The 20,960-nt window shown below is 47.9% G+C and carries 21 protein-coding genes and 1 pseudogene; 18 read left to right on the forward strand and 4 right to left on the reverse strand.

Going from position 1 to position 20,960, the window contains the following annotated elements; genetic code table 11:
* Positions 1-151: 151 nt before the first annotated feature.
* From HMPREF2865_RS11705 to HMPREF2865_RS07100, 11 genes are all read left to right on the forward strand, one after another.
* On the forward strand, positions 152-505 hold the full coding sequence (locus tag HMPREF2865_RS11705; RefSeq protein ID WP_081451150.1) for an ATP synthase subunit I: 354 nt from the start codon (positions 152-154) through the stop codon (positions 503-505).
* The gene (atpB, locus tag HMPREF2865_RS07055; protein ID WP_036472483.1) at positions 495-1,361 is read left to right on the forward strand and encodes a F0F1 ATP synthase subunit A; all 867 of its coding nucleotides are present in this window, start codon (positions 495-497) and stop codon (positions 1,359-1,361) included. The genes HMPREF2865_RS11705 and atpB overlap by 11 nt, the downstream gene beginning before the upstream one ends.
* 64 nt (positions 1,362-1,425) lie before the next feature.
* Complete coding sequence (gene atpE / locus HMPREF2865_RS07060) at positions 1,426-1,662, forward strand: F0F1 ATP synthase subunit C (protein ID WP_003676106.1); 237 nt, start codon at positions 1,426-1,428, stop codon at positions 1,660-1,662.
* 73 nt (positions 1,663-1,735) lie between these two features.
* Positions 1,736-2,206, forward strand: coding sequence for a F0F1 ATP synthase subunit B (locus tag HMPREF2865_RS07065; RefSeq protein ID WP_003708446.1), 471 nt, complete (start codon positions 1,736-1,738; stop codon positions 2,204-2,206).
* 4 nt (positions 2,207-2,210) lie between these two features.
* The gene (locus HMPREF2865_RS07070; RefSeq protein ID WP_070646546.1) at positions 2,211-2,744 is read left to right on the forward strand and encodes a F0F1 ATP synthase subunit delta; all 534 of its coding nucleotides are present in this window, start codon (positions 2,211-2,213) and stop codon (positions 2,742-2,744) included.
* 10 nt (positions 2,745-2,754) lie between these two features.
* On the forward strand, positions 2,755-4,302 hold the full coding sequence (gene atpA, locus HMPREF2865_RS07075) for a F0F1 ATP synthase subunit alpha (protein ID WP_070646547.1): 1,548 nt from the start codon (positions 2,755-2,757) through the stop codon (positions 4,300-4,302).
* 24 nt (positions 4,303-4,326) lie between these two features.
* A complete protein-coding gene (gene atpG / locus HMPREF2865_RS07080) occupies positions 4,327-5,202 on the forward strand; it encodes a F0F1 ATP synthase subunit gamma (protein WP_070646548.1) in 876 nt (291 codons plus the stop codon).
* A 38-nt stretch (positions 5,203-5,240) separates the two neighbouring features.
* Positions 5,241-6,638, forward strand: a complete 1,398-nt coding sequence (gene atpD / locus HMPREF2865_RS07085; protein WP_003683789.1) for a F0F1 ATP synthase subunit beta — start codon at positions 5,241-5,243, stop codon at positions 6,636-6,638.
* A 10-nt stretch (positions 6,639-6,648) separates the two neighbouring features.
* Entirely contained in the window at positions 6,649-7,074 is a 426-nt protein-coding gene (locus HMPREF2865_RS07090) for a F0F1 ATP synthase subunit epsilon (RefSeq protein ID WP_049331696.1), read from the forward strand.
* Between the two features lie 236 nt (positions 7,075-7,310).
* Positions 7,311-7,655, forward strand: coding sequence for a hypothetical protein (locus tag HMPREF2865_RS07095; protein WP_070583869.1), 345 nt, complete (start codon positions 7,311-7,313; stop codon positions 7,653-7,655).
* Positions 7,656-7,710: 55 nt separating this feature from the next.
* The gene (locus tag HMPREF2865_RS07100; protein WP_070583870.1) at positions 7,711-8,121 is read left to right on the forward strand and encodes a PepSY domain-containing protein; all 411 of its coding nucleotides are present in this window, start codon (positions 7,711-7,713) and stop codon (positions 8,119-8,121) included.
* 189 nt (positions 8,122-8,310) lie between these two features.
* On the opposite strand, the gene HMPREF2865_RS12175 is transcribed toward HMPREF2865_RS07100, so the two are convergent.
* Positions 8,311-8,466 carry a hypothetical protein gene (locus HMPREF2865_RS12175; protein WP_168163634.1) on the reverse strand — a complete coding sequence of 52 codons (156 nt, stop codon included), beginning with the start codon at positions 8,464-8,466 and terminating at the stop codon, positions 8,311-8,313.
* A 171-nt stretch (positions 8,467-8,637) separates the two neighbouring features.
* On the opposite strand from HMPREF2865_RS12175, the gene polA reads away from it, so the two are divergent.
* The 5 genes and pseudogenes from polA (at position 8,638) to HMPREF2865_RS07125 (ending at position 14,232) form a co-directional block, all read left to right on the forward strand.
* Positions 8,638-11,433 (forward strand): DNA polymerase I, encoded by a 2,796-nt coding sequence (polA, locus tag HMPREF2865_RS07105; protein WP_070646549.1) that lies wholly within the window; start codon positions 8,638-8,640, stop codon positions 11,431-11,433.
* Between the two features lie 25 nt (positions 11,434-11,458).
* The gene (locus HMPREF2865_RS07110; RefSeq protein ID WP_070646550.1) at positions 11,459-12,388 is read left to right on the forward strand and encodes a hypothetical protein; all 930 of its coding nucleotides are present in this window, start codon (positions 11,459-11,461) and stop codon (positions 12,386-12,388) included.
* Between the two features lie 165 nt (positions 12,389-12,553).
* A pseudogene (locus tag HMPREF2865_RS07115) lies at positions 12,554-12,733 on the forward strand (DUF2339 domain-containing protein); the annotation flags it as partial.
* Between the two features lie 275 nt (positions 12,734-13,008).
* Complete coding sequence (locus HMPREF2865_RS07120) at positions 13,009-13,389, forward strand: putative zinc-binding protein (protein ID WP_003748129.1); 381 nt, start codon at positions 13,009-13,011, stop codon at positions 13,387-13,389.
* Between the two features lie 42 nt (positions 13,390-13,431).
* Positions 13,432-14,232, forward strand: coding sequence for a sulfite exporter TauE/SafE family protein (locus tag HMPREF2865_RS07125; protein ID WP_070646552.1), 801 nt, complete (start codon positions 13,432-13,434; stop codon positions 14,230-14,232).
* Positions 14,233-14,285: 53 nt separating this feature from the next.
* Here the strand turns inward: HMPREF2865_RS07125 and HMPREF2865_RS07130 are convergent, their stop codons facing one another.
* The 3 genes from HMPREF2865_RS07130 to gap form a co-directional block, all read right to left on the reverse strand.
* Positions 14,286-14,819, reverse strand: a complete 534-nt coding sequence (locus HMPREF2865_RS07130) for an SMI1/KNR4 family protein (RefSeq protein WP_070459738.1) — start codon at positions 14,817-14,819, stop codon at positions 14,286-14,288.
* A 352-nt stretch (positions 14,820-15,171) separates the two neighbouring features.
* Complete coding sequence (uvrD, locus tag HMPREF2865_RS07135) at positions 15,172-17,379, reverse strand: DNA helicase II (protein ID WP_070646553.1); 2,208 nt, start codon at positions 17,377-17,379, stop codon at positions 15,172-15,174.
* Between the two features lie 100 nt (positions 17,380-17,479).
* Positions 17,480-18,508: a type I glyceraldehyde-3-phosphate dehydrogenase gene (gene gap / locus HMPREF2865_RS07140; RefSeq protein ID WP_003682614.1), complete on the reverse strand. Its 1,029-nt coding sequence runs from the start codon at positions 18,506-18,508 to the stop codon at positions 17,480-17,482.
* 775 nt (positions 18,509-19,283) lie between these two features.
* Here gap and HMPREF2865_RS07145 point away from each other — a divergent pair.
* Positions 19,284-20,819: a sodium-dependent transporter gene (locus tag HMPREF2865_RS07145; RefSeq protein ID WP_083309576.1), complete on the forward strand. Its 1,536-nt coding sequence runs from the start codon at positions 19,284-19,286 to the stop codon at positions 20,817-20,819.
* Positions 20,819-20,911 carry a methionine/alanine import family NSS transporter small subunit gene (locus tag HMPREF2865_RS11715; RefSeq protein WP_036472778.1) on the forward strand — a complete coding sequence of 31 codons (93 nt, stop codon included), beginning with the start codon at positions 20,819-20,821 and terminating at the stop codon, positions 20,909-20,911. Before HMPREF2865_RS07145 ends, HMPREF2865_RS11715 begins: the two co-directional genes overlap by 1 nt.
* The last annotated feature ends 49 nt before the right edge of the window (positions 20,912-20,960 follow it).

Consider the following 20,960-nt stretch of genomic DNA (forward strand, 5'->3'; position numbering starts at 1 on the left):
AATTTGTGTTAAACTCCGTTCCTGCAAAGATTTGTTTTATATGTGTTAATCATTTATCTGTGAAAGGTTCACAAAGATTAACATATTGCTTGACGTTAACAAACTTCTTGATTATATTAATTTGCCTTGCGTTTTTGGGGTGTGGAGTACAATGAATCGGATAGTCCCATTGCAAGTAATTGTATTGTTAATAATTTCAGTTGTTTGTGCGTTATTTTCCGGATTGCCCGGCCTCCTCTCTGCTTTGGCGGGAGGATTTTCGTACATTTTGCCTACCCTTGTTGCAGTTTTACTTTTAAAGTTTTCCCGACGAAATCCCGATCTGCAAAGTTCAATGTTTGTCGGTGGAGAGGTTTTAAAAGTAGTGCTGTCGCTGGTATCTATGTCGGTCGTTTTTGCGATATGGCATCAATCGCTGGTATTTTTCCCATTCTTATTGGGGTTACTCAGTGTCAGTCATTTGGTTTTTTTAGTATTGTTGAGAGTGAAACACTATGGCAGGTGAAACTATGACCGCTGCCGACTACATCAAGCACCACTTGCAAAGCTTGACCAGTATGTCGGATGTTACTCAGGGTCAAGGACTGAAAAACATTGCTGATTTTTCGTTCATTAACCTTGATGCAATCTTTTTTGCCGTTCTGTTGGGCGTAATCGGCAGCTTCCTTTTGTGGCGCGGTGCCAAAAAAGCGACGGCTGGTGTTCCCGGTCGTTTCCAAGCGGCTGTTGAAATTCTGTTCGAATTCGTGGATAACATGTGTAAGAGCATTATCCATAACGAACAATCGCGTAAAGCTGTTGCGCCTTTGGGTTTGACCCTATTTGTCTGGATTTTCCTGATGAACGCCATGGATATGCTGCCGGTTGATTTGCTGCCAATGGCATGGCAAGGCATTACCGGTAATCATCATGCCCTGTTGCGCGTCGTGCCGACAGCTGACTTGAATACGACTTTGGCTTTGGCAATTGGCGTATTGTTGGTATGTATTTATTACAATATCAAAATCAAAGGCTTTGGCGGTTGGATTCACGAATTGTTCAGCGCGCCTTTCGGTCCGATGCTCGCTCCGGCCAATTTCTTGTTGAACTTGGTAGAGTTTTTGTCCAAAACCGTATCCCACGGTATGCGGTTGTTTGGTAATATGTATGCCGGTGAGCTGGTCTTCCTGCTGATTGCTTTGTTGGGTGGTGCATGGGCATCAACCGGCAGCATCGAAACTTTGGATCCGATTTTATTTGTGTTCCACCTGATTGCCGGTTTGGCTTGGGCGATTTTCCACATTTTGGTTATCACCTTGCAGGCATTTATTTTCATGGCGTTGGCGTTCGTATATATCGGACAAGCGCATGATGCACACTAATCAAGTAGTTTTTTCGTAGTTTGTTTTTTGTAGTTTAACCTTTACTATTTTAAGGAGTTTAAAAATGGGTTTGATTGCTATCGCATGTGGTTTGATCGTTGCCTTGGGCGCATTGGGTGCCTCTATCGGTATCGCAATGGTTGGTTCTAAATACTTGGAATCTTCTGCTCGCCAACCTGAGCTGATCGGTCCTCTGCAAACCAAACTGTTCTTGATCGCTGGTCTGATCGACGCGGCCTTCTTGATCGGTGTGGCTATTGCCCTGTTGTTCGCCTTCGTTAACCCGTTTGGTGCTGCGTAATCAAGACGGAGCGATCCGTTCAGATACAGGCTTATGGTCTGTTTGATTAACCCAGATACGAAGGTTAAGTAACGTGAATATTAATGCAACCTTATTTGCGCAAATCCTAGTTTTCTTTGGCTTGGTTTGGTTTACGATGAAATTCGTATGGCCTCCGATTGCCAAAGCATTGGATGAGCGTGCCGCAAAAATCGCCGAGGGCTTGGCTGCCGCCGAGCGCGGTAAGAGCGATTTTGAGCAGGCAGAGAAAAAAGTTGCAGAACTTATGGCCGAAGGGCGTAATCAGGTAACCGAAATGGTTGCCAACGCCGAAAAACGTGCTGCAAAAATTGTAGAAGAAGCCAAAGAGCAAGCTTCTCATGAAGCAGCACGCATTGCAGCCCAAGCAAAAGCTGATGTAGAGCAAGAAGTTAACCGTGCACGCGAAGTGTTACGCGAACAGGTCGCTTCATTGGCTGTTAAAGGTGCGGAATCTATCCTGCGTAAAGAAGTCGATGCTTCCAAACATGCAGATCTGCTCAGTGCCTTAAAACAGGAGCTGTAATCTTATGGCAGAGTTCGCAACGATTGCCAGACCTTATGCGAAAGCATTGTTTAGTCTGGCTCAGGAAAAAAACCAAATCGAGTCTTGGTTGGGCGAACTGAAAGAACTCGCAGCGGTTGTTCAAGATGAGAAAGTCATTGCTCTCATCGAGCAACCGGAAACGGGAGCTTCCGAAAAGGCAGAAACGCTCAAAGGTCTTGTCGGTATCAAAAATGTCGAATTGGCAAATTTTATTACCGTTTTGGCCGAGCAAAAGCGTTTGCTGGTATTGCCGGAAATTTATGCCCAATATCAAGATTTGACCTTGATACACAACAATACGAAATCGGCAGTAATTTACAGCGCGTATGAGCTCAGTTCTCAGCAGCTGGCCGATGTTACCGATATCCTGACAAAACGCTTCAACAGCAAATTGGATGTGGTAACTAAAGTTGCCCCTGAATTAATCGGTGGCATCAAAGTAGAAGTGGGTGATCAGGTCTTGGATTTGTCCGTACAAGGCAAACTGAATGCTTTGTATGCGACTATGACAAATTAGGAGAGTTTTCATGCAGCTTAATCCTGCTGAAATTAGCGATTTGATTAAAGCCAAAATCGAAAATCTGTCCGTCAATGCAGAAGTGCGTACCCGTGGTACCGTTGTTTCTGTTACAGACGGCATTGTGCGCATTCATGGCTTGTCAGACGCGATGCAAGGTGAGATGCTCGAATTTCCCGGTAACACTTTCGGTCTGGCCATGAACTTGGAGCGTGACTCCGTCGGTGCCGTAGTGTTGGGTGAGTACGAACACATTAAAGAAGGCGATACAGTTACCTGTACCGGCCGTATTTTGGAAGTGCCGATCGGTCGTGAACTGGTTGGCCGCGTGGTTGATGCATTGGGTCGTCCTATCGATGGTAAAGGTCCAATCAACACAACATTGACTGCTCCAATCGAAAAAATTGCACCAGGTGTGATTGCGCGTAAATCGGTTGACCAACCAATGCAAACCGGCCTGAAAGCTATTGACTCTATGGTTCCGGTTGGTCGTGGCCAACGTGAGCTGATTATTGGTGACCGTCAAACCGGTAAAACTGCCGTAGCACTGGATGCCATCGTTAACCAAAAAGGTACAGGCGTAATCTGTATTTATGTGGCTATCGGTCAAAAAGCATCTTCTATTGCCAACGTAGTACGCAAATTGGAAGAGCATGGCGCGATGGAGCATACTATCGTGGTTGCTGCAACTGCTTCTGAAGCCGCTGCACTCCAATATATCGCTCCTTACTCCGGTTGTACCATGGGTGAATTCTTCCGTGACCGTGGTGAAGATGCGTTGATCGTATACGATGACTTGTCTAAACAAGCCGTTGCATACCGTCAAATTTCTCTGCTGTTACGCCGTCCTCCTGGCCGTGAAGCATATCCTGGCGACGTATTCTATCTGCACTCCCGTCTGTTGGAACGTGCAGCCCGCGTCAGCGAAAACGAAGTTGAAAAACTGACCAATGGCGAAGTAAAAGGCAAAACCGGTTCTCTGACTGCGTTGCCAATTATTGAAACCCAAGCCGGTGACGTATCAGCATTCGTACCAACCAACGTAATTTCGATTACAGACGGCCAAATCTTCTTGGAAACCGACTTGTTCAACGCCGGTATCCGTCCTGCAATCAATGCCGGTATTTCCGTATCGCGCGTAGGTGGTGCAGCACAAACCAAAGTCATCAAAAAACTGGGTGGCGGTATCCGTTTAGCGTTGGCACAGTACCGTGAATTGGCGGCATTCTCGCAATTTGCTTCCGATTTGGACGAAGCAACACGCAAACAGCTGCAACACGGTGAAGTGGTTACTGAATTGATGAAACAAAAACAATTCAGCACATTGAACACTGCCGAAATGGCATTGACTTTGTGGGCGATCAACAACGGTTCTTACGCAGATGTTCCGGTATCCAAAGCCTTGGCTTTCGAAGCAGAATTCTTGAGTTTCGTACGTACGCAACATCCTGACGTTCTGGAAGCGATTAATGCATCAGGCGCAATGTCTGACGAAAGCGAAAAAGCATTGACCGAAGCCATGAAATCTTTCAAATCTTCTTACGCTTACCAAGCATAAGTATTGAGATGAAAGGAGTCTGAAATGGCAGTCGGAAAAGAGATTCTCACCAAAATCCGTAGTGTTCAAAATACCCAAAAGATCACTAAAGCGATGCAAATGGTGTCGACCTCTAAAATGCGGAAGACTCAAGACCGGATGCGCTTAGCGCGTCCGTACGCCGAAAAAGTGCGTACAGTGATGAGCCATCTTGCACAGACTAATGCCGATCATGGTATCAAATTGTTGGAGCCGCACCGCGAAGTGCGTCGTGCCGGTTTCATTTTGATTACCTCGGACAAAGGTTTGTGCGGTGGCTTGAACGCAAACGTACTGAAAAAGTTTTTGGCGCAAGTTCAAGAGTATCAGGAACAAGGCATCGAAGTCGAAGTCGTGTGCCTAGGTAGTAAAGGTTTGGCTGCATGCCAAAGCATCGGTTTGAATGTTATTGCCAGTGCAACCAATTTGGGTGATACCCCAAAAATGGAATTGTTGCTCGGCCCTCTGACCGAAATCTTCCAACGTTATGAGAAGCATGAATTAGACCGTATCCATATGGTTTACTCACGTTTCGTCAATACAATGCGCCAAGAGCCGCGTATGGAAGTTTTGCTGCCTATCGGTGAAAACGTCATTGACGACGGAACAGGTCATTCTTCATTTACTTGGGAATACCGCTACGAGCCGAGTCCTATCGCCGTATTGGAATATTTGGTTCGCCGCTATTTAGAGTCTGTGGTTTATCAGGCATTGAGCGACAACATGGCATCTGAACAAGCCGCGCGTATGGTAGCGATGAAAGCCGCAACCGATAACGCAGGCAATGCCATCAAAGAATTGCGCTTGGTGTACAACAAATCGCGTCAAGCCGCGATTACCACAGAATTGTCAGAAATTGTAGCAGGTGCAGCGGCAGTTTAATGCCGTCTGGAGCCTGAACAGGAAATTAGGATACGATAATGAGCCAAGGCAAAATCGTACAAGTTATTGGTGCGGTGGTTGACGTGGAATTTCCACGCGACGCTATCCCGCATGTTTACGATGCCCTGAAATTGGACGAGAACGGTCTGACTCTGGAAGTTCAACAGCTTCTGGGTGACGGCGTTGTCCGTACTATTGCAATGGGTAGTTCAGACGGCCTGAAACGCGGCATGTCTGTAAGTAATACTGGTGCACCAATCACTGTGCCGGTAGGTAAAGGTACATTGGGTCGTATTGTCGACGTATTGGGTACGCCTGTTGATGAAGCGGGTCCGATCGATACCGACAAGAGCCGTGCTATTCACCAAACTGCTCCGAAATTCGACGAGTTGTCTTCAACTACCGAATTGTTGGAAACCGGTATTAAAGTGATCGACTTGCTGTGTCCGTTTGCTAAGGGCGGTAAAGTAGGTCTGTTCGGTGGTGCCGGTGTGGGCAAAACCGTGAATATGATGGAATTGATCAACAACATCGCCAAAGCGCACAGCGGTCTGTCCGTGTTCGCAGGTGTGGGTGAACGTACCCGTGAAGGTAACGACTTCTACCATGAGATGAAAGATTCCAACGTATTGGATAAAGTAGCCATGGTATATGGCCAAATGAACGAACCTCCGGGCAACCGTCTGCGCGTTGCTTTGACCGGTTTGACTATGGCCGAATACTTCCGTGACGAAAAAGACGAAAACGGTAAAGGTCGCGACGTATTGTTCTTCGTTGACAACATCTACCGTTACACTCTGGCCGGTACCGAAGTATCTGCACTGTTGGGCCGTATGCCTTCTGCAGTGGGTTACCAACCGACATTGGCTGAAGAAATGGGTCGTTTGCAAGAGCGTATTACCTCTACCCAAACCGGTTCCATTACTTCCATCCAAGCCGTATATGTACCTGCGGATGACTTGACTGACCCGTCTCCAGCGACAACTTTCGCCCACTTGGACGCCACCGTCGTATTGAGCCGTGATATTGCATCTTTGGGTATTTACCCGGCTGTTGACCCGCTTGATTCTACTTCACGCCAATTGGATCCGATGGTATTGGGTCAAGAGCACTACGACGTAGCGCGCGGTGTACAGTCTACTCTGCAAAAATACAAAGAATTGCGTGACATTATCGCCATTCTGGGTATGGATGAATTGTCTGACGAAGACAAACTGACTGTGATGCGTGCCCGTAAAATCCAACGCTTCCTGTCTCAACCGTTCCACGTTGCCGAAGTATTTACCGGTTCTCCAGGCAAATACGTTTCATTGCGTGACACCATCGCCGGCTTTAAAGCCATCTTGAACGGCGAATACGACCATCTGCCTGAACAAGCGTTCTACATGGTAGGCGGCATCGAAGAAGCGGCTGAGAAAGCGAAAACCTTAAACTAAGGAGGCCGGCATGAGCACCATGCAAGTTGAAGTGGTTAGTAGCGAGCAAAACATCTATTCGGGCGAGGCCAGCTTTGTGGTGGTTCCGACCGTTCAAGGTGAGCTTGGTATTTATCCACGACACGAGCCGATTATGAGTTTGGTACGCCCCGGCGCATTGCGTTTGACTGTTCCGGGTGAAGCTGAAGAAGTGCTGGTTGCCGTTTCCGGTGGCGTTTTAGAAGTACAGCCTGATAAGATTACTGTATTGGCAGACGTTGCCGTCCGCAGTACCGAAATGGATCAGGCGCGTGCTGAAGCAGCTAAAAAAGCAGCCGAGGCAGGTGTTTCTGCAGCCAAAGATGATAAATCTCTGGCCGAAGCGCACAAAGCATTGGCAGCCGCCATTGCCCAGCTGAAAACTTTGGATTACCTTCGTTCGCAAAAAAACAAGTAATGTGGGTTCATCAAGAAAAAGCACAACGAAATGTTGTGCTTTTTTATTTGCCTGAAGATAAGCAGCTTGGCATTGAAATGTCGATAGATGAGTAGATGGCATAAATCATTAAATCCCCCTATTTTCAGATGATATGTGCGTACCGTAAAGAAAGGCCATCTGAAAACGCTCCTAATTTTTCCCTAAGTCCTGCGTGTTTAAATGTCTATACCGACAACAGACACAAAGGGAACAGAATGAAACATTCTGGGTCGCAATATACAAAACCGTCCAAACCGCTTTTGAAGAAATTACTATTTCCGGTCACCGCTGTTTGCGCCATTTTTCTTGCAACAGAAGGTTTTGATTTTTACGAAGACTACGCCCAATACCGTATGGAGACAGATCCGGCGTTCGCGCAATACCACGACCGCGCTTTGTCTATCCTGCATAACAGAGGCTATGAAGTCCACGATTCTGACACGGACCTACATTGGGCAAGACCTGTTTTGGAATTTGAGGCCTACAAAGGCAGCTTGGAATACAAAATCGTGATGTCTTATCCCGATTTGAACATTATCGAAGAACGCGTTGATTTATAATCAGCTTCCGAATATTCTTTATTTGACTTACCCCTACGTCCCGAAAGGATACGATATGAAAAAACTTTTATCAGCATTACTCTTAGGTAGTATCGCACTGACCGCTTGTGCCGCCCCTAATTCTTACAACTATGATGACAACTATCGTACTGATCGCACTGACCGTTACGAGCAGCGTTATGATCGTCATGATGACCGTTATGACGACTACCGTTACCGCGACGGCAAGTATTACGATGATGATTACATCGAATACAAAATTTACAGCGATCCGTCTTTCGAGCAAAAACGTGCACAAGTAATGCGGATACTCGAACAACGCGGCTATATCGTGCATGAAATTGAAGCCGACGATCATATCGGCCGTCCCGTACTGAAAGCTGAAGGCTTCAAAAACGGACACGAATACGACATCATCTTTTCATGGCCTGACCTGAAGATTATCAGTGAACATATCGACTATTGATTTGTTCCACCACACGCCGCAAGGATAATCTCCACGCGGCGTTTTTCTTTTCAGACGACCTTTCCGACAAAGAAGGTCGTCTGCAAACTTGGCTTATTTTATATAACGAAGAAATGCAATCAGATTTTCATAAACATCCAAGCCCAAAAAACATACACAATGAGAAAAGGACGATGTTTGAGGAAATTTTTAAACTTTATCCGGGATGCGCCAAGCACGCCGGCTTGAGCAATTCATGGATTTTTCAGATGGCGTATTCGCACCCTCCATTTTTAGTTCAGCAATAAAATCAGTATCTTCTTGAGTAATGCGCACACTGATTGAGATACGGTTCGTTGCTTTCATATTCGTTTGTTTTTGTTTGTATTCATTTGAATAAAAATATTCAATATGGGATTCTGGGGCGCAATGCTTAAAACCGTATATTTAAGGCCGTCTGAAACCTGATTTTCGGTTTTCAGACGGCCTTTTCCTTTATAATCCGTACATTATTTTCATACACACAGCAGGTTCTCCATGTCCAATAAACCCACACTCCTTCTCGTTGATGGCTCTTCTTATCTTTACCGCGCCTATCATGCTATGGGGCAGAATTTGTCTGCGCCCGACGGTGCGCCGACGGGGGCGATGTATGGCGTGTTGAACATGCTGCGCCGCCTGCGGGCGGATTATGTGCACGACTATTGCGCGGTGGTGTTTGATGCGAAGGGCAAAAATTTTCGCCACGAGATGTTCCCCGACTATAAGGCGACGCGTCCGCCGATGCCGGACGATTTGCGCCCGCAGGCGGAAGCCTTGCCGGATTTGGTGCGCCTGATGGGCTGGCCTGTGCTGGTGATTCCGCAGGTAGAAGCGGACGACGTTATCGGCACTTTGGCTAAGATGGCTAGCGAAGCAGGGTGGAACGTGGTGGTATCTACCGGCGATAAGGACATGGCACAGTTGGTAAACGAGCGTGTGACGCTGGTGAACACGATGAGCGGTGAAACGCTGGACATTGAAGGCGTGAAGGAAAAATTCGGCGTACGCCCCGACCAAATCCGCGATTATCTCGCGCTGATGGGCGACAAGGTGGACAATGTGCCGGGCGTGGAAAAATGCGGCCCGAAAACGGCGGTGAAGTGGCTGGAAGCCTACGGCTCGCTGGCCGGCGTGATGGAACACGCTGCCGAAGTCAAAGGCAAGGTCGGCGAAAACCTGCAAGCCGCTTTGGAACAACTGCCGCTGTCGTATGACTTAGTAACGATTAAAACCGATGTGGATTTGCACACCGAGCTTTCAGACGGCCTTGAAAGCCTGCGCCGCATTACGCCGAAATGGGCGCAGCTGGTTGTCGATTTCAAACGCTGGGGTTTCCGCACTTGGTTGAAAGAGGCGGAGAGCCGTATGCACGAAGCGCAAAACACAGATTTATTCGGCAGCGAGCATATCGGCGAACAGGCAGCATTGGCGATGGAAATACAGCCTGAAAAACAACCCGAACTTGCCCCAGCCCCTGAAAAACTGGATTATCAAGCCGTTACCACCGAAGCGCAATTTACCGCCTTGTTGGACAAACTGGCTCAGACGGACAAAATCGGCATCGATACAGAAACCACGTCATTAGACGCGATGAACGCCTCGCTGGTCGGCATCAGCATCGCGTTCCAAGCAGGCGAAGCGGTTTACATCCCTGTAGGACACAGTCTGACTGCTGCACCTGAACAACTTGATTTACAAGACGTATTAGGTCGTCTGAAACCGTATTTGGAAAATCCTGCCCTAAAAAAAATCGGGCAAAACCTCAAATACGACCAACATGTTTTCGCCAACTACGACATCGCCCTGAAAGGCATTGCCGGTGATTCCATGCTCGCTTCCTATATCATCGAGAGTCATTTGGGACACGGCTTGGATGAGTTGTCCGAACGCTGGCTCGGCTTGGAAACCATTACCTACGAATCGCTGTGCGGCAAAGGCGCGAAGCAAATCAGTTTTGCCGATGTTGCCATCGGGCAGGCGACCGAATACGCCGCCCAAGATGCCGATTTCGCCTTACGCCTCGAAGCGCACTTGCGCGCGCAAATGGACGCCAAACAGCTTGAAATGTATGAAAAAATGGAGCTGCCCGTCGCGCAGGTATTGTTTGAAATGGAACGCAACGGCGTGCAAATCGACCGCGCCGAACTCGCCCGTCAAAGCGCGGAACTCGGCGCCGAGCTGATGAAGCTCGAACAAGAAGCCTACGCCGCCGCAGGCCAGCCGTTCAACCTCAACTCGCCCAAACAGCTTCAAGAAATCCTGTTCGACAAAATGGGCATCCCCACCAAAGGCCTGAAAAAAACCGCCAAAGGCGGCATTTCCACCAACGAAGCCGTGCTCGAACAGCTCGCGCCCGACTACCCCCTGCCCAAAATCATCCTGCAAAACCGCAGCCTGGCGAAACTCAAATCCACTTACACCGACAAACTGTCCGAAATGATTTCCCCCAAAGACGGCCACGTGCATACCACCTACGCCCAAGCCGTCGCCATTACCGGCCGCCTCGCCAGCAACAACCCCAACCTGCAAAACATCCCCATCCGCACCGTAGAAGGCCGCCGCGTGCGCCGCGCCTTCACCGCACCGCAAGGCAGCGTCATCGTTTCCGCCGACTATTCCCAAATCGAGCTGCGCATCATGGCGCACCTCTCCGGCGACAAAACCCTCATCGCCGCGTTCCAAAACGGCGAAGACGTACACCGCCGCACCGCCGCCGAAGTATTCGGCATCGCCCCCGAAAACGTTTCGCCCGAACAACGCCGCTACGCCAAAACCATCAACTTCGGCCTGATTTACGGCATGGGCCAATACGGCCTCGCCAAATCGCTGGGCATAGACAACCTGTCCGCCAAAACCTTCATCGACCGCTACTTCGCCCGCTACCCCGGCGTCGCCGAATACATGCAGCGAACCAAAGAACAAGCCGCCGCCCAAGGCTTCGTCGAAACCCTGTTCGGTCGCCGCCTCTACCTGCCCGACATCCGCAACAAAAACGCCAACGCCCGCGCCGGAGCCGAACGCGCCGCCATCAACGCCCCCATGCAAGGCACCGCCTCCGACCTCATCAAACGCGCCATGATAGACGTATCCCGCTGGCTGGCTTCAGATTACCTGAAGAGCAAGCTGATTATGCAGGTGCATGATGAATTGGTGTTGGAGGTCCCCGAAGCCGAGCTGGATTTAGTCAAAGAAAAACTGCCGCAGATTATGGCGAAAGTGGATGAAGGGATGTTGAACGTGCCGCTGGTGGCGGAGGTTGGCGTGGGGATGAATTGGGAAGAGGCGCATTGAGAGTTTATTTGAAAAGGAATGAATTATGAGTGAAAAGAATGAAAATAGATGGTGGGAAAATTATTTAGTCCGCTATTTAGTTCCTTCTATTGCTGGAATGTTTATTTTGATGTGGTTAAATAACAATTCAGTAAAATCTGAAATAGTAGAATCTGGGGTAATAAAATCTAAAATAGCAGAAGTTGAGGTAATAAAACCTGAAATAGTAAAATCTAAAATAGCAGAAGTTGAGGTAATAAAACCTGAAATAGTAAAATCCAAAATAGAAAAAACTGGAATATTAGAACAGTATTTTCCTATGTTGAAATTAACTAATGGTAAAGATTTTAATACAGCCAGTTTAACAGTTTGGCTGTTGTTAGGTACTTTATATTGTTACATTGCCTCTTATCCTATCTTAGTTCTTCATGCGGTTCGAGTTTATTTGTTAACCAAGAAAAACATATCACCTAAATTATTTGTATTATTTATATTGTTATTGTTAAATATGATATTTTTTGTACTTTATTTAAGAATATTTTTTCTAATACCTATATTTGTGATAATTTTTTCATCCTTTCAATACTATTTTTTATATAAAGTAGTTGAAGAAGAAAGTGGATATGATTATATGAAGCATTTAGCAAAGGCAAAAAATGATTTAATACCAAATACTGAAATAAATACTGAAAAAAAAGCTGAAATAAATGCTGAAATAAATGCTGAGAAAAAAGCTGGTTATATTAAAGACATAACAGATTCTTATAAGCATTTAAGAGAACATGGTAATACCGCTTTAATTATTTTATTAGAAATTTTACTGGCTTTTCTTCTTTATGTTTCGTTGCACTATGAGAGAGAAAATGGTTATATGGATTTTTCTATAGTTTCTATTATTCTGATAATTTGGGTTTCTCCTGCAGCTTTAGTATATTTTTATGGTCACCTATTAGAAAGAAAGTTTTCAGAGTTTTAAAATGAAAAAAAATGAATAGAATTGGTAACATAAGATGGATTTTTTACTCGCTTGTTTTTTAATAGCTGTCGCGATTTTTCTTTTCAGACTTATGCGACGGAGTCAGATTAAAAAATCTGCTCCTGACCATATTTCTTTCTGATTCTAAAACAGCGTTCCTGCTAGATGACAGGCGCGACGCTGATGGGCATCGTAGTCGTCAAACTCTTCCTGATCGAGCTTTCCAACAGCGGCGGTATCGAGCGCATTGCCTCCTTCATCATCGTCGGCCTGCTGCTGCTTCTGGTCGGCTGGTTTGCCCCCGTCCCGCCCAAAGCAGAGAATGATGGCGAACCTAAAACCTAATTACTAATCCCCAAAGGAAAAGGCCGTCTGAAAAAGCAGCGTTATCTGTTTTCAGACGGCCTTTATTTTTTAGAAGGTGCAATCTGCTTTGTTCTAGAATGTCTAATCGTATTGAGTTATGATGCCTTTTAATATATAAATGGATAAGCCGTAGGCCGTCTGAAAAAACGAAAACGGGTGAAACCCGAATATTCGCATACCACGCATGATGCGCCCGACAGACTTACCATGGGTGGACACATAAAGATAAAAACCGCTACCGAAGGAAATAGAAAATGCCTAACCGCAATGAGCTTCCCTTAATTTATTCTTGTTCCGGATGTTCCGATGTAGCGCAGCTGGCCAACAACACAGCCGTGGCGCTCGACCATGCCGGAGAATTTGAAATGTCGTGCATTTCCGGCGTGGGCGGCAAAGTCGCGCCGTTGGTGCGCAAAGCGCAGTCCGGACGGCCGATGTTGGTTATTGACGGCTGTCATCTGCATTGCGCCAAATCGTGTTTGGAAAATGTGGGTGTTGAAATCCCTGAAGGGCATCATGTAAAACTATACGAACTGGGCTACAAAAAACGCTTTGGCAAAAGCTATGACGAGGCTACGGTAGAAGAAGTTTATCAATATGTTTTGACGAAGAAGGGCGATGTATTGAGCAGTTAATAACTTTTAATAACAAAGAATTTAATCAAGAGGAAACAATCCATGGAACAATTATTTATTCCCGGCAGTATTATTGCCGATTATTTTTATCTCGGCCTTTTCCTGCTGGTTGTCGCGTCTTTGATTGCGGGCTATGTCGATGCTATTGCGGGCGGAGCGGGGCTGATTTTGATTCCCGCATTTTTGATGGTAGGTTTACCGCCTCAGGTCGCGTTGTCACAGGAAAAATTGGTGAGTACCATCGGTACGGTGGCTGCGATTAAAAATTTTATGAAGAGCAGTTCGATTGTATGGCATATTGTGCCGGTTGGCATTGTTGCGGCTTTAATTGGGGCATTTGTCGGTGCAAAAGTCATTTTGATTCTTCCGGTGGAAACCATCAATTACATTATTCTTGCGTTTTTGCCCATAGGCTTGCTGGCAACTTTGTTTAAAGGTGTTTTGCTGAAGAAAGAAGACGAGCGTGGTGAGATAAAAAAATCCGTTATCGCCGTATTTTTAACTTGTATGATTGTTGGTTTTTATGACGGTTTTTTTGGCCCGGGTACAGGTAGTATTTTCATCATTGCTTTGTTTGTCATTAACAAATTGTCGTTGTTGCAGGCTTCGGCTACTTCCAAGATTTTCAATTTTGCTTCCAATATCGGGGCATTTGTTGCCTTCTTAATAGCAGGGAAAATGGCGTTCCTAATCGGAATCCCGATGATTTTAGCAAATTTGTTGGGTAACTATTTTGGCAGCCTCCATGCTATCAATTCAAACGGAGAAGTTATTCGTAAGGTTTTGGTCGTAACGGTTTTGCTGATTATCGTTTCAATGGCATATAAGGCTTTTTCGGCTTAATTAGGTAGATGTTAAAAGGCCGTCTGAAAAATGTTCAGACGGCCTACTCTTTATTAGTTATCTAAAAACTCATCTTCATGCCGCAAGTTGCGGATAAAGGTTTCAAAATCGGGGGCAAGTTCGACTATTTCAAAATCCCATTCTTGTTCGACAAGCACCACTTTCGGCTCTCCATCTTTTCCACACTCTCGATAGTCCAAGGCAAACAGGGCATGACCTCCTGACGGGTCGGTGGCCAAATACACGCCGATAGGCGGATATTCCCATTCTTCCAGCCAAAGTTTTTGCCCCATCGCGCCGCACAAACTCCCTTCTTTTTCAAAACCGATTCCCGACATCTCGCAAATTTGCACATGATCTTTCGCCCACGAATTTTTCTGCGTGGTCGGAAAGCAGTTTTTAACAAATATCCCGCCGTTTTGTACTGCCATCAATTCAATAAAACTTTGCGGCAATTTATAGCCTAGCTCACTTTCTACGGCAGCCAAAATTTCAGGGGTAAACGGGGCTTCTTTGTAGTTTTCATCTGCCCAACTATTAGTTTTCCATACGGAGGACAAATCAAAATCTTTAAAAACTTGGGACATAATGTTCTTCCTTATTGATTTCAGCTATAAACAGGTGGGTGAGTATTCATGCCCGACTTTTACCGTCCATCATTTATGTGCCGGCGGGAATCCAGAAGTTTGAAATTGTAGCAGTCTTGAAATATTTCCGAAATGTCGAGGTCTGGATTCCCGCCTGCGCGGGAATGACGGCGGAGTTTTCGGCAAAAATTGCTCCCCCCGTTTTCAGACGACTATTTGCCTTGTCCTTACTACGGTTTTTCTGCCGTAGGTCGGATTCTCGAATCTGACATTTCTAACAGAGTTTTTTTCGGAAACGATAGACGTGTCAAATATTTTTGTCGAATACAAGTATTCGACCTACATTTTAAATTTACATCTCTTCCAATTTCGCAAACTTGGTGTCCAACTCTTTCACGCCCTGCTTGCCGAAGTTGATGGTCAGTCGGGCGGATTCGCCTTTGTCCACGGCATCGATGATGACGCCGGTGCCGAATTTGGCGTGGCGGACGTTTTGGCCGATGCGGAAGCCTGCGTAGGTTTGCGGCTGTTTGAAGTCTTCGATGATTTTGTCTTTGAACATGGAGGTTTGGCGCGTGTTGCCGTAGCTGTCGTAGGCGGGTTTTTTGACGGACAGGTAGTGCAATACTTCGGGCGGGATTTCTTCGACAAAGCGGGAGACGATGCCGAATTGGGTTTGTCCGTGCAGCATGCGTTGCTGTGCCATGGTGATGTAGAGGCGTTTGCGGGCGCGGGTGATGGCGACGTACATGAGGCGGCGTTCTTCTTCGAGGCCGCCGCGTTCGGCAAGGCTCATTTCGCTGGGGAAGCGGCCTTCTTCCATGCCGGTGAGGAAGACGGCGTTAAATTCCAAGCCTTTGGAGGCGTGGACGGTCATGAGTTGGACGGCTTTTTCGCCTGCGCCTGCTTGGTTTTCGCCGGATTCGAGGGCGGCGTTGCTCAAGAAAGCGAGGATGGGGAAGGCGGGGTCGTCTGAAATGTTTTCGGGCAGGGTTTCAAAGTTGCTGTCTTCGGGTTTGAACTCGATGGCGGCGTTGACGAGTTCGTCAAGGTTGTCGAGGCGGTCTTGGTTGTCGCCTTTTTGGGTTTGGTAGTGTTCGGTCAGGCCGCTGTCTTTGAGGATGCCGACGATGATTTCGGACAGGGGCATTTGTCCGACTTGGTTGCGCAGGGCTTCAATCAGGCGGACGAAAGCGGCGATTTTGGTGGCTTTTGCGCCGGCGTTGCAGGCTGCCTGCCAGAGGGTGATGCCTTGTTCGTTTGAGGCCGTCTGAAGGTTTTCGATGGTGCGTGCGCCGATGCCGCGCGGTGGGAAATTAATCACGCGCAAGAGGGCGTTGTCGTCGTCGGGATTGACGGCGAGGCGCAGGTAGGCGAGGGCGTGTTTGATTTCTTGGCGTTCGTAAAAGCGCAGTCCGCCGTATATTTTGTAGGGAATGCCGCTGCGGAACAGGCTTTGCTCGATAACGCGCGATTGGGCGTTGCTGCGGTAGAGGACGGCGATTTCGTCCAAATCCCAGCCTTCGCGTTCGAGGGCTTTGGTTTCGTCAACGATGAATTGGGCTTCTTCGAGGTCGGTAAAGGCGGAGTAGTAGCGGATTTTGTCGCCTGCTTCGGCGTCGGTACGCAGGTTTTTGCCGAGGCGTTCGTCGTTGTTTTCGATGACGGCGTTGGCGGCGGCGAGGATGTTGCCGACGGAGCGGTAGTTTTGTTCGAGTTTGACGGGCGTGTCGATGTGGAATTCTTCCATCAGCGCGGTCATGTTGCCGACGTTTGCGCCGCGGAAACGGTAAATGCTTTGGTCGTCATCGCCGACGGCAAAGACGGCGGCGTGGTTGCCGGCAATCAGTTTCAGCCAGGCGTATTGCAGCTTGTTGGTGTCTTGGAACTCGTCGACCAGAATGTGGTTGAAGCGGTTTTGGTAGTGCTGGCGCAGGATTTCGTTGTTTTGCAGCATTTCGTAGCTGCGGAGCATGAGTTCGGCAAAATCGACCACGCCTTCGCGTTGGCAGATTTTGTCGTATTCGGCGTAGCACTCAATCATGCGGCGTATATGCGGATCGGGTGCGCTCAAGACGGAAGCGCGCAAGCCGGATTCTTTTTGCGCGTTGATAAAGCCTTGCAGCGAACGCGGCGCGATGATTTCTTCGGCGATGTTGAGGCTTTTGAGCAGACGTTTGATCAGGGAGAGTTGGTCGCCGCTGTCGAGGATTTGGAAGGAAGAGGGCAGGCCGGCGTCGCGGTGGTGCAGGCGCAAAAAGCGGTGGCAGAGGCCGTGGAACGTGCCGAGCCACATGGCGCGGACGTTGACGGGAATCATCGCGCCCAAACGGGTCTGCATTTCTTTGGCGGCTTTGTTGGTAAACGTTACCGCCATAATGCTGTGCACGCTGGCTTGTCCGCTTTGCAAAAGCCAGGCGATACGCGTGGTCAGTACGCGCGTTTTGCCGCTGCCCGCGCCTGCCAGCACAAGGGCGGATTGTGGCGGCCAGGTTACGGCGGAGAGTTGTTCGGGGTTTAAGCCTTGCAGGAGGTTGGGGGCGGATTGGTCGGGAAACATGAAGAGGCCGTCTGAAAATAAATGGGAATGCGATATTTTAAAGGAAATACAAAAGGCCGTCTGAAAAGATGTTTCAGACGGCCTTTGTGTTGGAAGCCGATTAGAACGGACGTACTTCCAAACCGAACATACGGCGCGCGGTGTTCAGCATTTGGCAGCTGAAGCCCCACTCGTTGTCGTACCATGCGAACACTTTAACCATTTTGCCTGCGGTGACTTTGGTCAGCGTAGAGTCGAATGTGCTGGCTTGGGTAGTGTGGTTGAAGTCCATGGAAACCAGTGGCAGGGTATTGTAGGCCAATACGCCTTTCAGACGGCCTTCTTCGGAAGCGGCTTTCATCAGCGCGTTGATTTCTTCGGCGGAAGTGTCGCGGCCTGCTTGGAAGCTCAGGTCAACCAGGGAAACGTTGACGGTTGGTACGCGGATGGCGAGGCCGTCGAGTTTGCCTTTCAGGTCTGGCAATACCAAACCAACGGCTTTTGCTGCGCCGGTTTTGGTCGGAATCATGTTTTCCACGCCGCTACGAGCACGGCGCAGGTCTTTGTGGCGTACGTCGGTTACGGTTTGGTCGTTGGTCAGCGCGTGGATGGTGGTCATCACGCCGTTTACGATGCCGATGTTTTCGTTCAACACTTTGGCCACAGGTGCCAGGCAGTTGGTGGTACAAGACGCGTTGGAGATAACGGTCATGTCGTCGGTAATCACGTCGTCGTTTACGCCGTAAACGATGGTTGCGTCAACGTCATCGCCACCGGGAGCGGAAATCAGTACTTTTTTCGCGCCGCTTTCCAAGTGGATTTTGGCTTTCTCTTTGCTGGTGAACGCGCCGGTACATTCCATGACCAGGTCAACGCCCAATTCGCCCCATGGCAATTCGGCTGGGTTGCGGGTAGAGAAGTAAGGGATTTTTTTACCGTCGATGATGAGGTGTTTCTCATCGTGGGAAACTTCAGAGTTGAAGCGGCCGTGAACAGTGTCGAATTTGGTCAGGTGAGCATTGGTCTCGATGCTGCCGCTGGCGTTGATGGCAACGATGTCGAGTTGGTCTTGCAGTTTGTAGTCAAAAATAGCGCGCACTACTTGGCGGCCGATGCGGCCGTAACCGTTGATGGCAACTTTGATACCCATGGCTTTTCCTCTTCTTTTGGGTTTGGGTTGTGGAGTGAATGGTGGCAATTATAGCAAAAATGTAGTGCTGTGTAATTAATGTTTTATTGAAATTTTTAGGTTCGATTATTTTTGATTGTAGATGATTAGAGTAGAAATACAGGTTTAAATTTATTGTTATTTTGTATTTTTTGAAATTTTGTTTTTTATTAATTCTATTTTTGGTGTTTTATGCTCGTTTTAAATCATGGTAATGAAGGAAACGGGAAAAGGCGGATTGTTTTTGTTTATATTAAACAGAATTTGAGTGTGGCTTTTGATTACGACATACAACAGTGGAATTTTCAGACGGCCTAGGTTTAATCGGGCAAAAGTAAAAGGCCGTCTGAACATTTTTGATGACGTGGAATTTAAACGCCTTGGATTCCTGCTTTTCCCTATTGAATAAGGGGAGGGCGATTTTTAGCAAAGGGGAAATGGTCGGAGCAAGGGAGGGAAAAACGGTGGATTGAGCTGTGTTTGGGGGTTATATAAATAAGTGTATGAAGGTTTTAGTCGTAGTGTATGAAGATTTTGCTTGTGATTTTAATTTAATTATGACTTGTCAACACTGTTAAATTTTTTTACGATAAGGTCAGATTATGTTTGCATGGCCATAAGCGGTGCATCCTCTATACCGGATATTATCCTTGTCCGAATATCTACTTTAACCGACCGGCTTGCCCGGCCTGATTCCTAAATATATACGCGCAAGGCTGAACGGCCTTGGCGGCACTCGACTTTTAAGAGGTTCATCGTGTCAAATTCTCAATCCAGCGAACGCGCGACGTTTAGCAGTCGCCGCGCCTTTATGTTTGCTGCCATCGGCTCGGCCGTGGGCTTAGGCAACATTTGGCGATTCCCTTACATCGCTTTCGACAACGGCGGCGGTGCTTTCGTCCTCCCTTACTTGGTTGCGCTGTTGACGGCAGGTATTCCGCTGTTGCTGCTCGACTACGCCATCGGCCACCGTTACCGCGGTTCGCCACCTTTGGCTTTCCGCCGCCTCGGCCGTTTGTTTGAGCCGATGGGTTGGTGGAACTTCCTGACCAACGTCATCATCTGTATCTACTACGCCGTGATTGTCGGCTGGGCGGCAAGCTATGCCTATTATTCTTTGACTTCGGCATGGGGTGCGGATCCGCAGGCATTCTTCTTCAAAGACTTCCTGCAAATGGCCGATGCCAAAGAATTGGGCTTGGATTTTGTCGGCAAAGTTGCTGGTCCGCTGATTGCCGTGTGGGTGTTTACGCTGGCGATTATGGCTTTGGGCGTACAAAAAGGCGTGGCCGGTTCATCTACATTCTTCATGCCTTTGTTGGTGGTGATGTTCGTCATCATGGTGGGCATTGCGCTGACTCTGCCGGGTGCGGCAAAAGGTTTGAACGCTTTGTTTACGCCTGACTGGAGCCGTTTGGCGGATCCGAAAGTCTGGGTAGCCGCATATGGCCAGATTTTCTTCTCGCTCTCTATCTGCTTCGGCATCATGATTACTTATTCTTCTTACCTGAAGAAAAAAACCGACTTGGGCGGCACAGGCTTGGTTGTCGGCTTTGCCAACAGCAGCTTCGAGTTGCTCGCCGGTATCGGCGTATTTGCTGCATTGGGCTTTATGGCTCAAACCGCAGGCAAAGAAGTCAGCGAAGTGGCATCCAACGGTATCGGCTTGGCGTTTATCGCGTTCCCGACCATCATCAACCAAGCGCCGATGGGCGCGTTGATCGGCGTATTGTTCTTCGGCTCTCTGGTGTTTGCCGGTGTCACTTCGATGATTTCCATCGTTGAAGTGATTGTGGCTGCGATTCAAGACAAAATGAACATTGGCCGTGTCAGCGCAACGCTGATTGCAGGCGTGCCAATGGCAATTATTTCTACCTTGCTGTTCGGTACGACTACCGGCCTGCCTGTGTTGGATGTGTTGGACAAATTCATCAATACCTACGGCATTGTGGCTTCCGGTTTTGTTTATGTTTTGGCGATTGTCTTGTTGAACAAGCTGCCGGAACTGCGCAACCATTTGAATGCGCTGTCTTCCATCCGTGTCGGTAAAGTGTGGACAGCCAGCGTGGTGGTTACCGTCGCTATGCTCGGCTATATGCTGTATCAAGATACTGCCAGCCTCTTAAAAGAGAATTACAGCGGCTATCCTGACAGCTTCCTCAATATCTTCGGTTGGGGCATGGTAGGCACTCTCTTGGTATTGTCCGTCCTGCTTTCTTTCTTGCCGTGGAAACATGGTCAGAACTTCAACGTCAAAGACGAACATGAACACGAACGTGAAGGAGACGAATAATGAGTACTTCAGCCATTATTATGATGCTTGTCGCATTGATCGTCATTTGGGGCGGATTCATCGTCTCCGTCCTGCGCCTGCCTAAAGAATAAGGTTTGAGCAAATGAAAAGGCCGTCTGAAACTTAAATTTCAGACGGCCT

It is taken from the genome of Neisseria sp. HMSC073G10, assembly GCF_001812605.1.
Lineage (GTDB): Bacteria > Pseudomonadota > Gammaproteobacteria > Burkholderiales > Neisseriaceae > Neisseria > Neisseria subflava_A.

What these genes read in the sequence shown, in the direction of transcription:
- HMPREF2865_RS11705 (WP_081451150.1), top strand. Translation starts at nt 152, where the DNA reads ATGAATCGGATAGTCCCATTGCAAGTAATTGTATTGTTAATAATTTCA.
- atpB (WP_036472483.1), top strand. Translation starts at nt 495, where the DNA reads ATGGCAGGTGAAACTATGACCGCTGCCGACTACATCAAGCACCACTTG.
- atpE (WP_003676106.1), top strand. Translation starts at nt 1,426, where the DNA reads ATGGGTTTGATTGCTATCGCATGTGGTTTGATCGTTGCCTTGGGCGCA.
- HMPREF2865_RS07070 (WP_070646546.1), top strand. Translation starts at nt 2,211, where the DNA reads ATGGCAGAGTTCGCAACGATTGCCAGACCTTATGCGAAAGCATTGTTT.
- atpA (WP_070646547.1), top strand. Translation starts at nt 2,755, where the DNA reads ATGCAGCTTAATCCTGCTGAAATTAGCGATTTGATTAAAGCCAAAATC.
- atpG (WP_070646548.1), top strand. Translation starts at nt 4,327, where the DNA reads ATGGCAGTCGGAAAAGAGATTCTCACCAAAATCCGTAGTGTTCAAAAT.
- atpD (WP_003683789.1), top strand. Translation starts at nt 5,241, where the DNA reads ATGAGCCAAGGCAAAATCGTACAAGTTATTGGTGCGGTGGTTGACGTG.
- HMPREF2865_RS07090 (WP_049331696.1), top strand. Translation starts at nt 6,649, where the DNA reads ATGAGCACCATGCAAGTTGAAGTGGTTAGTAGCGAGCAAAACATCTAT.
- HMPREF2865_RS07095 (WP_070583869.1), top strand. Translation starts at nt 7,311, where the DNA reads ATGAAACATTCTGGGTCGCAATATACAAAACCGTCCAAACCGCTTTTG.
- HMPREF2865_RS07100 (WP_070583870.1), top strand. Translation starts at nt 7,711, where the DNA reads ATGAAAAAACTTTTATCAGCATTACTCTTAGGTAGTATCGCACTGACC.
- HMPREF2865_RS12175 (WP_168163634.1), bottom strand. Translation starts at nt 8,466, where the DNA reads ATGAAAGCAACGAACCGTATCTCAATCAGTGTGCGCATTACTCAAGAA.
- polA (WP_070646549.1), top strand. Translation starts at nt 8,638, where the DNA reads ATGTCCAATAAACCCACACTCCTTCTCGTTGATGGCTCTTCTTATCTT.
- HMPREF2865_RS07110 (WP_070646550.1), top strand. Translation starts at nt 11,459, where the DNA reads ATGAGTGAAAAGAATGAAAATAGATGGTGGGAAAATTATTTAGTCCGC.
- HMPREF2865_RS07120 (WP_003748129.1), top strand. Translation starts at nt 13,009, where the DNA reads ATGCCTAACCGCAATGAGCTTCCCTTAATTTATTCTTGTTCCGGATGT.
- HMPREF2865_RS07125 (WP_070646552.1), top strand. Translation starts at nt 13,432, where the DNA reads ATGGAACAATTATTTATTCCCGGCAGTATTATTGCCGATTATTTTTAT.
- HMPREF2865_RS07130 (WP_070459738.1), bottom strand. Translation starts at nt 14,819, where the DNA reads ATGTCCCAAGTTTTTAAAGATTTTGATTTGTCCTCCGTATGGAAAACT.
- uvrD (WP_070646553.1), bottom strand. Translation starts at nt 17,379, where the DNA reads ATGTTTCCCGACCAATCCGCCCCCAACCTCCTGCAAGGCTTAAACCCC.
- gap (WP_003682614.1), bottom strand. Translation starts at nt 18,508, where the DNA reads ATGGGTATCAAAGTTGCCATCAACGGTTACGGCCGCATCGGCCGCCAA.
- HMPREF2865_RS11715 (WP_036472778.1), top strand. Translation starts at nt 20,819, where the DNA reads ATGAGTACTTCAGCCATTATTATGATGCTTGTCGCATTGATCGTCATT.